The following is a 12,378-nucleotide window of genomic DNA, read 5'->3' as shown; positions in this document are numbered from 1 at the left end:
CGAACGATCGTCTTCCATGACCAACACGATGCCGGGAAAAGTTCTTCCCGTCGTCGTACCTGAGCAGGCAATGGGTCCTACTGCCGATGGAGTACAAAACGGTCCGTGTCCTCCCCAAGGCGGGTGACACGGGGTGGAGGCCCCCTGCGGGGTACCCCTACGGGCCCTGGTACTACTGCTGGTCGTGGACCTGGACCCAGATCTCGCGGCGCTCCGACCGCTCGGCGCCTTCTTCGTACTACGGACGATCGGCGGCACTCCCGGGACAGCGCACCCGGCCCTGCCGACCCTCGCACAAGTCTACGAGCACCAGGCGTCGGAAGTTTACGGAAATACCCTGACTTTTCGTGTCCGTAAGGTGGCCGGGGCCCTGCGCGCCCCCGAACCCCGGATCGCGGCCTCCATCGCCCAGCAGGGCCTCGCGGCCCGGCTGTGGTCGGTCGCGCTCGGCTGCGCGGCCCTGTACGGCCGGATCCCCGACCTGTCGCCGCGGCGGCTGCACTGGGACCCCGACGCGAGCGCCCCCGACGACCTGTGGCTGGATGCCGTCGAGCCGCTGCCGGGCGATGCCGGGACCCTCGTCGACGTCGTCCTGCACGGCCACCTCGAACCGCTCACGGCGGCACTGCACGCCGAGTACCGGCTCGCCACCGGACTGCTGTGGGGCAACGCCGCCTCGGCCCTCGCGGGCGCCGCCCGTCAGCTGGGCCACCGTCCGGACCTCTCCGCCCGCGCCCGCGACCTCGCTACCGAACTCCTCGCCCGTCCGCCGCTGGCCGGCACGCTCGAAAGGACCACCCTCCGGCGTCGCAGCTGCTGCCTGTACTACCGGTTGCCGGAGGGTGGCGTATGTGGTGACTGTTGCTTCACACGAGCCCCGCGCCCTTCCCCGCGCGGCGCATCTGGGTGACCATGAAAGCCAAGCCGTCGCTGAGACAGGGGGTTCCGGGTGCGTGTGGGCCTGCTGACCCGGGAGTACCCGCCGGATGTGTACGGCGGTGCCGGTGTCCATGTCGAGTTCCTCGCCCGGGAGTTGAGGTCCCTCGTCGACCTGGACGTGCACTGCTGGGGCGAGGTGTCCGTCAAGGAGAGAGCGGCGGGCGTGATCCGGCACCGGCCCTGGTCCGCGCTCGACACCGCCAACGACGCGCTGCGCACCTTCTCCGTGGACCTGTCCATGGCCGCGGGTCTCGAAGGCCGTGAGCTGGTGCACTCGCACACCTGGTACGCCAACCTCGCCGGCCACCTCGGCAAGCTGCTGTACGGCGTCCCGCACGTGATGACCGCCCACTCCCTGGAACCGCTGCGCCCCTGGAAGGCCGAGCAGCTCGGTGGCGGATACGCCCTCTCCAGCTGGGCCGAGCGCACCGCGATCGAGACCGCCGACGCGGTGATCGCCGTGTCGGGAGCCATGCGCGAGGACATCCTCGGCTGCTACCCGGCGCTGGATCCGGCCAAGGTCCACATCGTGCACAACGGCATCGACACCGCCCTGTACCGGCCCGACCACGGCACCGACGTGCTGGACCGGATCGGACTGGACCGTGATCGCCCGTTCGTGCTGTTCGTCGGCCGTATCACCCGCCAGAAGGGCGTGCCGCATCTGATGCGCGCGGTCCGGGACATCGATCCGGCCGCGCAGGTCGTGCTGTGCGCGGGCGCGCCGGACACCCCCGAGATCGACCGGGAGTTCCGCGAGCTCTTCGAGGAGCTGAGCCGGGTCCGCGAGGGCGTCCACTGGATCCCGCAGATGCTGCCGCGCCCCGAGGTGATCCAGCTCCTGACCCACGCTGCCGTCTTCGTCTGCCCCTCGGTGTACGAACCCCTCGGCATCGTCAACCTGGAGGCGATGGCCTGCGGGACCCCGGTGGTGGCCTCACGGGTCGGCGGTATCCCGGAGGTCGTGGACGACGGCAGGACCGGCCTGCTCGTCACCGTGGACGACGAGTTCGAAACGGCCCTCGCCAGGGCACTCGACTCCGTGATCGGCGATCCGGAGGCCGCGCGGCGGATGGGCGAGGCGGGACGTGAGCGCGCGGTGGGCGAGTTCGGCTGGGACGCCGTCGCGCGGCGCACGGTCCGGCTCTACGAGGAGATCCTCAAACAGGCGTAGTAGGCCCCTCGCAAGGGCAGTGATGGGTCAAACCAGGGTGAGGAGAGCGGCCATGCGTCGTGGCGGACCTTCGGTGCTCGGCATCGTACTCGCGGGTGGAGAAGGCAAACGCCTGATGCCCTTGACCACGGACCGCGCCAAACCGGCGGTCACCTTCGGAGGGACGTACCGTCTGGTCGACTTCGTCCTGTCCAACCTCGTCAACGGCGACATCCTGCGCATCTGCGTGCTCACGCAGTACAAGTCGCACTCGCTGGACCGGCACATCACGACCACCTGGCGGATGTCGAGCCTGCTCGGCAACTACATCACGCCGGTGCCGGCCCAGCAGCGCCTCGGACCGCGCTGGTACCTGGGCAGCGCGGACGCGATCCTGCAGTCCCTGAACCTGCTCTACGACGAGCGCCCCGAGTACGTCGCGGTCTTCGGTGCCGACCACGTGTACCGCATGGACCCGCGCCAGATGCTCGCCCAGCACATCGAGTCCGGCGCGGGCGTCACGGTGGCCGGGATCCGCGTCCCGCGCTCCGAGTCCCCCTCGTTCGGGGTGATCGCCCCGGGCTCGGACGGCCTCACGGTGGACAGCTTCCTGGAGAAGCCCGCCGACCCGCCGGGGCTGGCGGACGACCCGGAGAGCGTGTTCGCCTCGATGGGCAACTACATCTTCACCACCAAGGCCCTGATCGAGGCGCTCCAGCGGGACTCCGAGGACGAGCACTCCGTGCACGACATGGGCGGCTCGATCCTGCCGCAGCTCACCGAGCGCGGCGAGGCCCAGCTCTACGACTTCAGCGCCAACCACGTACCGGGTGAGACCACCCGTGACCAGGGCTACTGGCGGGACGTCGGCACCCTGGACGCCTACTACGACGCCCACATGGACCTGATCGCCGAGCGCCCCGCGTTCAACCTCTACAACCGGCAGTGGCCCATCTACACCCACTCCGGCCAGCTCTCCCCGGCCCGCTTCAACGCCGGCGGCATCGCCAGCGAGTCCATCATCAGCGCGGGCTGCCTGATCCGGGGCCAGGTCACCCGGTCCGTGCTCTCGCCCGGTGTCCTGGTCGATCCGGGGGCCGTGGTCCAGGGCTCGGTGCTGCACGACAACGTCAAGATCGGGCGGGGCGCGGTGGTCCGCGGCGCCGTCCTCGACAAGAACGTCGAGGTTCCGCCGGGCGCGACGATCGGCGTGAACCCTGAGCGGGACGCAGAGTTGTACACCGTGTCCAAGGGCGGGGTGATCGCGCTGGGGAAGGGACAGCTGGTGTCCTGACCGGCGGTGGGGTCAGTCCTTCAGTCGTCGGGCCGCTGGGCGGCGAAGTTCTTCATGATCACCTCGCTGGTTCGGCGCAGCTCGTCCGAGGGGCTGATCTGGAGGTACTCGCTGCCCGGCTCGGTGTGGACGGGCACGTGCCCCGCGGGGGCGTAGAACGCGTCGCCCTCGTGGTACACCTCGTCGTGGTCGGCGTAGTGGAAGGTGAGTTCGCCCCTGAAGACGTAGCCCCAGTGCGGGCACTGGCAGCGGTCGTCGGGGAGTCCCTTGAGCAGCGGCCGGTGGTCGACGTCCTCGCGGAACGTCAGGAAGTCGACCGTGTATTCGCCGAACTCCTCGGAGCGGTCGACGACCGCCCCGTAGTCGCCGCCCTGGGTGGCCGTGTCGCGGGAGACCTTCGGCATCTCCATCGCCTTCTTCCGGCAGGGGAGGATCCTTCTGCCATTGTCCGCGCGCATCGCGTCGACGGCATGCGCGGCAGACTTGTCATGTCCCTGGACGGAAGCCGGAATCCGTGTTGTCATGCCACTTCCTGCCCATGACAACGTTGTTATGGAGGCTTCCGTGCACAGCAGGCACCTCACACGTCTCAGAGCCCGGCTGGCGTTACTGTTCGCCGCCCTTCTCGGTCTCGCCGGTCTGACCGCGGCCCCCGCCCTGGCCGACGATCCCGTCGAGGCCCGTGGTCTCAAGGGCGAGTACTACACGCAGTCCGCCCCCGGCGCCTTCGACTTCCACGAGCTCAAGGCGACCACCTTCGACCCGAACCTCGACTTCGACAACCTGGAGCCCCGGCTGGCCGCCGCGACCGGCCGTTCGGACGACGTCAGCGTCCGCTGGACCGGCAGGCTGGTGCCGACGGCCTCCGGACCGCACACCTTCTCGGTCATCGGCGACAACGGCTTCCGCCTCTGGATCGGCGGGCAGCTCCTCATCGACCACTGGGTCGACGACTGGGACCGCGAACAGACCGCGCAGCCCGTCGAGTTGACCGCCGGCGAGTCCTACGACGTCAAGGTCGAGTACTTCGAGCACTACGGCGGCTCCAACCTCCACCTGCGCTGGGTCCAGCCCGGCGGGACCAAGGAGGCCGTCCCGCAGTCGGCGTTCCGGCTGCCCGCGGGCTACGACTACGACGGTCCGGTCGCGACCACCGTCCTCGGCACCGGCCGCACCCTGAAGCTCGACTTCGCCCAGCCCCTCGCCGCCCCTCCGGCCGCACTCACCGACCACCTTCAGGCGGTGATCGGCGGCGCCAAGTGGCCCTTGGGCACCACGAAGTTGGACACTGCAGACCCTCGTGTCCTGCTCGTCACCCTCGCCGAACCCGTCGTGGGCAACAGGACCGGTACCGCGCGCGGCACCGCCGACCTCCGCTACGACGGTGAAGGCGGGCTCACCAGTGCCGACGGCAACGTTGTCGGCGCGTTCTGGAGCAGCGGGCCCAACCGCTCGACGTACGAACTGCGCACGAAGTGGGCCGACGAGGTGGGCCCGGACAACGCCCATCCCGAGTACCCGCGGCCGCAGTTGACCCGCGAGGCGTGGCAAAACCTCAACGGCCGCTGGCAGTTCGCCGCCGCCGAGGCGGGTGAACAGCCGCCGGTGGGCAGGAACCTGGCCGAGCGCATCCTCGTCCCGTACCCCGTGGAGTCACAGCTCTCCGGCCTGGAACGGCACGAGGACCGCATGTGGTACCGCCGTACCTTCACCGTCCCGGCCGACTGGCACATCGGCTCCGGCAAGCGTCTCCAGCTCAACTTCGGGGCGGTCGACTGGCGGTCCGAGGTGTACGTCAACGGGACCAGGGTCGCCGAACACACCGGCGGCTACGACAAGTTCGGCGCCGACATCACGGACGCGCTGAAGCCCGGCCGCACCCAGGAACTGATCGTCGGCGTGTACGACCCCACCGACGCGGTCGACGGCGAGAACCCGCCCCTCGGCAAGCAGCGCCTCGACCCGAGCGGCATCTGGTACACCCCGTCCTCCGGGATCTGGCAGACCGTCTGGATGGAACCGGTCGCCCGCGACCACATCGGCTCCCTCAAACTGACCCCCGACGTCTCCGCCGACCGGCTGACGGTCGACGCACAGGGTGTCCGGGACGGCGTACCGATCACGGCGACGGCGTACGACGGAAAGCGGAAGGTCGCGACGGCCCGCGGGCGCACCGGGGGACCGCTGACACTGACCATCGAGAACCCGCGCCTGTGGTCGCCGGACGATCCGTTCCTCTACGGCCTGAAGGTGACCGTCGGCGACGACCGCGTCGGCAGCTACTTCGGGATGCGCTCCATCGCCGTCGAGAACGTGAACGGCACCCCGCGCACGGTCCTCAACGGCGAGCCCGTCTTCATGATGGCCACCCTCGACCAGGGCTTCTGGCCCGACGGCCTGCACACCGCGCCCACCGATGAAGCCCTGGCATACGACCTGAAGACGCACAAGAAGCTCGGCTTCAACGCCGTGCGCAAGCACATCAAGGTCGAGCCCGACCGCTGGTTCTACTGGGCCGACCGGCTGGGTCTGATGGTGTGGCAGGACATGCCCGCGATGACCGCGGGGGTGAATCCCGCTCCCGCCGCCCGCGCGGAGTACGAGCGCGAGATGAAGCAGATGATCGACGAGCACATCAGCAGTCCGTCGGTCGTCATGTGGGTGACCTTCAACGAGGGCTGGGGGCAGTACGACATCGGCCGGATCGCCGAACAGGCCAAGGCCTGGGACCCGACCCGCCTGGTCAACAACCAGTCGGGTCTCAACCTCGGCGCCGACGGCAACGCCGGCGACATCATGGACGAGCACGGATATCCCAGTCCCGCCCTGCCACCCCACCCGGACGGCAGGCGCGCCCTGGTCAGCGGTGAGTACGGTGGCCTGGGCCTCGCGGTTCCCGGGCACGCCTGGTCCGTCCAGCAGTCGTACGTCGACGTCGATCCGGCGACCTACACCGACGACTATCTGGCCAGGCTCGACGAGGTGCGGGCCCTGGCCTGCAGGGGCGGCAACGGAGCCGTCTACACCCAGATCTCGGACGTCGAGGGTGAGCTGAACGGGCTGCTCACCTACGACCGCAAGATCCTCAAACCGGACGTCGAGCGGGTCAGGGCCGCGCACCAGGCCCTGATCCGGGACGCGTCCCGGGCGAGTCCGGCAGGGTGTGTGTCAACCGGCGGATGATTACATTCGCCCCATGTGTCCCGCCCCTTTCACTGGGGGCGGGACTTAATCTGTTGTTAACTGTGCGTAGCTTGATCGTACTTGACCGTAATCGCCGGAGGGCGATTGACTGCTGGCCCACCCGTTGTCGGACGCGAGGCAAGCCATTGACTTCTGACCTGCTCGCCCCTCTCGACCTGGCGTTCTGGAACATGGAATCCGCCGAGCATCCGATGCACCTGGGAGCGCTCGGCGTCTTCGCGGCACACTCGCCCACCGCCGGGGCGCACGCGGCCGATCTGCTCGCCGGCCGGGCCGCCGCCGTGCCCGGACTCAGGATGCGGATCCGGGACGTGTGGCCGCTCGGCTTCCCGTACGCCTTCGGGGGCGCCGCCCGCGTGCCCGACCCGGACTTCGACCCGCTCCGCCACGTCCTGCTGCACGCCCCGACCGCGGACTTCCACACCGAGGCCGGCCGGCTCATGCAGCGGCCGCTCGACCGTGAACGGCCGCCATGGGAGGCGCATGTGCTGCCCGGGGAGGACGGTGTCTCCTTCGCCGTGCTCTTCAAGTTCCACCACGCCCTGGCCGACGGACTGCGGGCCCTGACGCTCGCCGCCGCCGTCCTGGACCCGATGGACCTGCCCGTGCGCAAGCCGCGCCCGGCGGAGCCCGCGAAGCCCTTGCTCCCGGATGTGCGCAAGCTGCCCGGGCTCCTCCGGTCCGCCGCCTCCGACCTGGGCCGCGCCCTCGACATCGGCGCATCCGTCGCCCTGTCCCGCGTGGGCGTGCGCTCCTCGGCCGCCCTCGTCTCCGAGCCGAGCGGCACCCGCCGCACCGCCGGAGTCGTCGTCGACCTCGACGACGTGCACCACGTCCGCAAGACCCGGGGCGGCACCGTCAACGACGTCCTGATCGCCGTCGTCGCGGGCGCGCTGCGCCGCTGGCTGGACGAGCGGGGGGACGGCAGCGCGGGCGTGGCGCCCCGCGCCCTGATCCCCGTCTCCAAGCGCCGTCCGCGCACCGCGCACCCGCAGGGCAACCGGCTCTCCGGGTACCTGATGCGGCTTCCGGTCGACGACCCCGACCCGCTGGGCCGCCTGGACACGGTCCGTACGGCCATGGACCGCAACAAGGACGCCGGCCCCAACCGCGGCGCGGGCGCCGTCGCCCTGCTCGCCGACCACGTCCCGGCCCTCGGCCACCGCCTCGGCGGGCCCCTGGCCGGCCAGAGCGCCCGGCTCTGGTTCGACATCCTCGTCACCAGCGTCCCGCTGCCCGGCATCGGCCTGAAGCTCGGCGGCAACCTGGTCACCGAGGTCTACCCCTTCGCCCCGCTCGCCCGCGGCCAGTCCCTCGCGGTCGCGATCTCGACGTACCGGGGACAGGTCCACTACGGCCTCGTGGCGGACGCCGAAGCCGTGCCTGACCTGGACGTCCTCGCCCGGGCGCTGTCCGAGGAGGTGAAGGAACTGCTGGCCGCCTGCGGTCCTTGATCGTTCCGGATTGCGGGTCAGGCCCGGGGCTGAAGTAAAATTCCGCGTTCGGCAAGCGGACGCGACCCACGCGCCGCTCGGGTGACCAGGGAAACGGCAGCGCGATGACGGTGACAGAGGACGGCTCGGCGACCATGGACGAGGTCGTGCGCGAGCCCGGTGACGAGGTCGTGCACGGCCCCGGCATCGACCCGGAGCGGCTGGCCGTCTGCCTCGGCGTGCTCGACGAGCTCGACAAGCTGGAGGTCGACCACCCCGACGCGATCGCCGTGCGCCGGGCCACCGCCGGGATCTACCGCACCGTGAAGCAGCGCCGCCGGCAGGAGCGCCGGGCCGCCAAGACCGCCCACGACAAGGCGGTCACGGAGGCCACGGCGACCGGCTCCGCCCAGCGCATCGACGACGAGACCGAGGGCATCCTGCCGTCGTCGGTCACCGAGGAGGGCCGGGTCGCGGGGATACTCCAGCGCCCGCGCTCCTGCTACACCTGCAAGACCCGGTACGTCGAGGTCGACTACTTCTACCACCAGCTCTGTCCGGACTGCGCCGCCCTGAACCGCGCCAAGCGCGACGTCCGCGCCGACCTCACCGGCAAGCGCGCCCTGCTCACCGGCGGCCGCGCCAAGATCGGCATGTACATCGCGCTGCGGCTGCTGCGCGACGGCGCGCACACCACCATCACCACGCGCTTCCCCAAGGACGCCATCCGCCGTTTCAAGGCCATGGACGACTCCGGGGACTGGATCCACCGCCTGGAGGTCGTCGGCATCGACCTGCGCGACCCGGCCCAGGCCGTGGCCCTCGCCGAGCAGGTCACCGAGGCGGGCCCGCTCGACATCCTCGTCAACAACGCGACACAGACCGTACGGCGGCTGCCCTCCGCCTACGCCGCCCTGGTCGACGGCGAGAGCGCCCCGCTGCCCGCCGGTGAGCTCCCCGCCCACCACGTCATCGGTGCCTTCGGCTCCGGCGCGGTCGACGGACTCGCCTCCCTGCCCGCGGGGATCTCCGGCCTCGACGCGCAGCAGATCGCCGACCTCGCCCTGGTCGCCGGCAACGCCAGCGTGGCCCGGCACCTGGACGGCACCGCCATCGACGCGGGCGGCCTCGTCCCCGACGTCGTCGACAGCAACACCTGGGTCCAGACGATCGAGCAGATCTCCCCGGTGGAGCTGCTCGAAACCCAGCTGTGCAACTACACGGCACCGTTCATCCTGATCAGCGCGCTGCGCCCGGCCATGGCCGACGCCGCGAAGAAGGCCGGGAGCGGACGCGCCTACGTGGTGAACGTCTCGGCGATGGAGGGCGTCTTCGGCCGCGGTTACAAGGGCGCGGGCCACCCCAACACCAACGCCGCCAAGGCCGCGATGAACATGGTCACGCGGACCAGCGCCCAGGAGATGTTCCAGACCGACGGCATCCTCATGACCTCGGTCGACACCGGCTGGATCACCGACGAACGCCCCCACTACGACAAGCTCCGCCTCGCCGAGGAGGGCTTCCACGCCCCCCTCGACCTGGTCGACGGCGCGGCCCGCGTCTACGACCCGATCGTGCGCGGCGAGGACGGCCAGGACGTGTACGGGGTCTTCCTGAAGGACTACGCGCCCGGCAAGTGGTGAGCCCGCGGCCCTGACGTGTGGGCCGCCGACGACGGGGAACCCGGAGCCCGGAAGGTTCCCTGCCAGGAGTTGTCATGGCACGTCCACACAGCATCGATCCGCGCGCCTTCAATGATCCGCGCAACCGCTACCCGACGGACGAGGAGTTCTACGCGAGCGACCGTCCGGCCCAGCACGAGCTCCCGGAGGACCGGCCCCGCGGCGGCCCCTCCGACCCGATGAGGCACCCCTGGAGCTGGGGCATGATCGCGTTCGTCGTCTTCGCGGGCCTGATCGTCCTCATGGGCATCGCCCTGTTCCCGTGACGCCGTCATGAGGGCGGCGGGGCATGCGACCGCAGCCGGTCATGGACGGCGTACCCGCCCGGGTGCGCCGCCCGCACCCGTGTACCCCCGTCCACCAGCAGATCCGCCCCGGTGACCCACTCGGCCGCGTCGGACGCGAGCCACACCACCGCCCGCGCGATGTCCTCGGGCTCACCGATCCGCCCCAACGGCAGCTCGACGGGGCCCTTCTCCCACACGAACCGCGCCATCTCCGTCCGTACGAGACCGGGGGAGACGGAGTTGACCCGCACCCGGGGAGCCAGCTCGCCCGCCAGCTGCCGGGTGAGATGGAGCAGCGCCGCCTTGCTGGTGCCGTACGCGCCGACGTTCGGGCCCACGTGTCCGGCGCCCTCCGTGCAGACGTTGACCACCGACCCGCCGTGCTCCCGCATCCACCCCCGCCACGCGGCCTGCACCAGCCGCAGCGGTGCCTCGACATTGACGGTGAAGGCCTCCCGCCACTCCTGGGGATCCACCTCCATGAGGGGGCCGTACGGCTGATTCGTCGCCGCGTTGTTGACGAGGATGTCGATCCGGCCGAACGCGCCGAGAACAAGATCCACGGCCGCCCGTGCGTGCTCCGGGTCAGCGACGCTCCCCGCAAGGCCGATACCGCCGAGCTGTTCGGCGATCCGCCGGACCTCTTCCGCGTCCCTGGCCGTCACACACACCCGCGCCCCGGCGTCGGCCAGCTGGCGGGCTACGGCCGCTCCGATGCCGCGCGTGGCCCCGGTGACCAGGGCGGCCCTGCCGTGCAGTCCAGGCGTCATCGTCGTACCGTCTCATGACGGGTCGTCAGTCGACAGCCCCGAGACGGGAGTTGCGTGCCGCGACCAGCTCCAGCAGGGTGCGCCAGTCCTCCAGGACGCCGGCGTCGAAGACGACGGCCCGGCTCTCCTCGTCCGCCTCACGCAGGCGCGCCAGGTCGTCGTCGGACGTCGGGCCGTGGTGGCGGACCAGGTGGGCGACGCGCTCGCCGAGCAGGGGGCGTACCGCCGCCGCCGCGCGTTCGGCCCGGGCGCTGCCGTCGGCGGGGGACAGCAGCTGCCCGATGTCCCGCACCAGCCCCGCCACCTGGAGTTCCTTGTCGGCGGGGCGGCTGCGGCGCAGCAGGGCGGCGGTCCGCAACGCCTGCTGGTGCCGACAGGCGTACAGCAGATCCATCAGCTCCTCGACACTGCGCAGCTCCATGCGTCAGTCCTCCCGAGTCCACCCGCGGGACAAGCCGTTGCCGCACGTCAGCAGATCATGGGTGGTTTGCGATTCGGCCAACGGGACCTGAACTGCGTGGCTCCGGACCGTCGAAGGCGCGCGCGGTCGTGTAGGCCGGTCGAGTGACTCCCAAACCGTGCATGGAGTGACAAACATGCCCAGAACATGGCCGAAAGACCTTAGGTGACTCGTAATGGTTACGCCTTGTTTTCAGCCCCTATCGAGCGGACCTCTGCTCATCTGGTTAATCTGTAGCCGACGGACGGCAGTACGGGGTCCCACCCACACCCACAGTCCGTCCCGGGACAAGCCGGTCACCACGGCCTGCTCTCACCCGAGTTGCCGGCGCCACCGCGTCCGAACCCGATCTCGACCCAGACCCGAGCGGACGTCCAGGCACCGACCGTAGGTTGCGCAGGTACGTCCCGAGGGTGAGCCCGACACATAAGGAGTGCGCGGTGACACCGGAGAAGACGAATCGCGAACAGCGCCCCAAGGAACGCCCGGAGCGCGCGGGCCGACGGCCCGCAGACATCGGCAGTCTCGACGTGTGGGCGCGCTCCGCCCCCATCCGTCTCGCGGGCTACGAGGACGACCTCGCCGAGCCCCACATCCTGCCCAGCGTGGACTGACCGCAGGACCTTCGCGATCGCCGACGGCATGGGCGTGCGAGACTCACGCCCATGCTGATCAGAGAAGCCGCGGCCGACGACTGGCCGCGGATCTGGCCTTTCTGGCACCGGATCGTGGCCGCGGGCGAGACCTACGCCTGGGACCCCGACACTCCCGAAGAAGCAGCGCGCGCCCTGTGGACGCACCCGGCCAAGCGCGTCTACGTCGTCGAGGACGAGAGCGGCGCTGTCGTCGCCTCGGCCTACGTCACCCCCAACTACGGCGGTCCCGCCGCCCACATCGCCAACGCCGGTTTCATGGTCGACCCCGACCAGGGCGGCCGCGGTTACGGCCGCGCCCTGGCCGAGCACATCCTGGCCGCCGCCGCGGCCGAGGGCTACCGGGGGATGGTGTTCAACGCCGTCGTCGAGACCAACCCGGCCGTGCGGCTGTGGACCTCACTCGGCTTCACGATCCTCGGCACCGTGCCGGACGCCTTCGCACACCCCCGGCACGGACGGGTCGGACTGCACATCATGTACAGGGCGCTCTAGGACCGGTG

At 70.5% G+C, this 12,378-nt stretch carries 12 protein-coding genes; 9 read left to right on the top strand and 3 right to left on the bottom strand.

Going from position 1 to position 12,378, the window contains the following annotated elements; translation table 11 throughout:
- The first annotated feature begins 166 nt into the window (after positions 1 to 166).
- Genes ACIBJB_RS14175 through glgC form a run of 3 tightly spaced genes read left to right on the top strand, consistent with a single transcriptional unit; the run spans position 167 to position 3,386 of the window.
- Positions 167 to 910, top strand: a complete 744-nt coding sequence (locus tag ACIBJB_RS14175) for an IucA/IucC family C-terminal-domain containing protein (protein WP_398930985.1) — start codon at positions 167 to 169, stop codon at positions 908 to 910.
- A gap of 39 nt (positions 911 to 949) precedes the next feature.
- The gene (glgA, locus tag ACIBJB_RS14170) at positions 950 to 2,113 is read left to right on the top strand and encodes a glycogen synthase (RefSeq protein WP_398930113.1); all 1,164 of its coding nucleotides are present in this window, start codon (positions 950 to 952) and stop codon (positions 2,111 to 2,113) included.
- Positions 2,114 to 2,165: 52 nt separating this feature from the next.
- Complete coding sequence (gene glgC, locus ACIBJB_RS14165; protein WP_398930111.1) at positions 2,166 to 3,386, top strand: glucose-1-phosphate adenylyltransferase; 1,221 nt, start codon at positions 2,166 to 2,168, stop codon at positions 3,384 to 3,386.
- Between the two features lie 20 nt (positions 3,387 to 3,406).
- Here glgC and ACIBJB_RS14160 read toward each other — a convergent pair whose 3' ends face one another.
- On the bottom strand, positions 3,407 to 3,910 hold the full coding sequence (locus tag ACIBJB_RS14160; protein ID WP_398930109.1) for a hypothetical protein: 504 nt from the start codon (positions 3,908 to 3,910) through the stop codon (positions 3,407 to 3,409).
- 40 nt (positions 3,911 to 3,950) lie between these two features.
- On the opposite strand from ACIBJB_RS14160, the gene ACIBJB_RS14155 reads away from it, so the two are divergent.
- From ACIBJB_RS14155 to ACIBJB_RS14140, 4 genes are all read left to right on the top strand, one after another.
- On the top strand, positions 3,951 to 6,569 hold the full coding sequence (locus ACIBJB_RS14155) for a PA14 domain-containing protein (RefSeq protein WP_398930107.1): 2,619 nt from the start codon (positions 3,951 to 3,953) through the stop codon (positions 6,567 to 6,569).
- A 146-nt stretch (positions 6,570 to 6,715) separates the two neighbouring features.
- A complete protein-coding gene (locus ACIBJB_RS14150) occupies positions 6,716 to 8,044 on the top strand; it encodes a wax ester/triacylglycerol synthase family O-acyltransferase (RefSeq protein ID WP_398930105.1) in 1,329 nt (442 codons plus the stop codon).
- Positions 8,045 to 8,148: 104 nt separating this feature from the next.
- A complete protein-coding gene (locus tag ACIBJB_RS14145) occupies positions 8,149 to 9,666 on the top strand; it encodes an SDR family NAD(P)-dependent oxidoreductase (protein ID WP_398930103.1) in 1,518 nt (505 codons plus the stop codon).
- Positions 9,667 to 9,740: 74 nt separating this feature from the next.
- Positions 9,741 to 9,971, top strand: a complete 231-nt coding sequence (locus ACIBJB_RS14140) for a hypothetical protein (RefSeq protein ID WP_398930101.1) — start codon at positions 9,741 to 9,743, stop codon at positions 9,969 to 9,971.
- 5 nt (positions 9,972 to 9,976) lie between these two features.
- Here the strand turns inward: ACIBJB_RS14140 and ACIBJB_RS14135 are convergent, their stop codons facing one another.
- Positions 9,977 to 10,762 (bottom strand): SDR family oxidoreductase, encoded by a 786-nt coding sequence (locus ACIBJB_RS14135; RefSeq protein WP_398930099.1) that lies wholly within the window; start codon positions 10,760 to 10,762, stop codon positions 9,977 to 9,979.
- A gap of 25 nt (positions 10,763 to 10,787) precedes the next feature.
- Positions 10,788 to 11,183, bottom strand: a complete 396-nt coding sequence (locus ACIBJB_RS14130; protein WP_398930097.1) for a hypothetical protein — start codon at positions 11,181 to 11,183, stop codon at positions 10,788 to 10,790.
- Positions 11,184 to 11,662: 479 nt separating this feature from the next.
- Between ACIBJB_RS14130 and ACIBJB_RS14125 the strand changes: the two genes are divergently transcribed.
- Entirely contained in the window at positions 11,663 to 11,836 is a 174-nt protein-coding gene (locus ACIBJB_RS14125) for a hypothetical protein (RefSeq protein ID WP_356266732.1), read from the top strand.
- A 51-nt stretch (positions 11,837 to 11,887) separates the two neighbouring features.
- Positions 11,888 to 12,370, top strand: a complete 483-nt coding sequence (locus ACIBJB_RS14120) for a GNAT family N-acetyltransferase (RefSeq protein ID WP_398930095.1) — start codon at positions 11,888 to 11,890, stop codon at positions 12,368 to 12,370.
- The last annotated feature ends 8 nt before the right edge of the window (positions 12,371 to 12,378 follow it).

Origin of the sequence: Streptomyces sp. NPDC050759 (assembly GCF_044456945.1) — a bacterium.
Taxonomy (GTDB): domain Bacteria; phylum Actinomycetota; class Actinomycetes; order Streptomycetales; family Streptomycetaceae; genus Streptomyces.
This window is presented reverse-complemented; position numbering and strand designations above follow the sequence as displayed.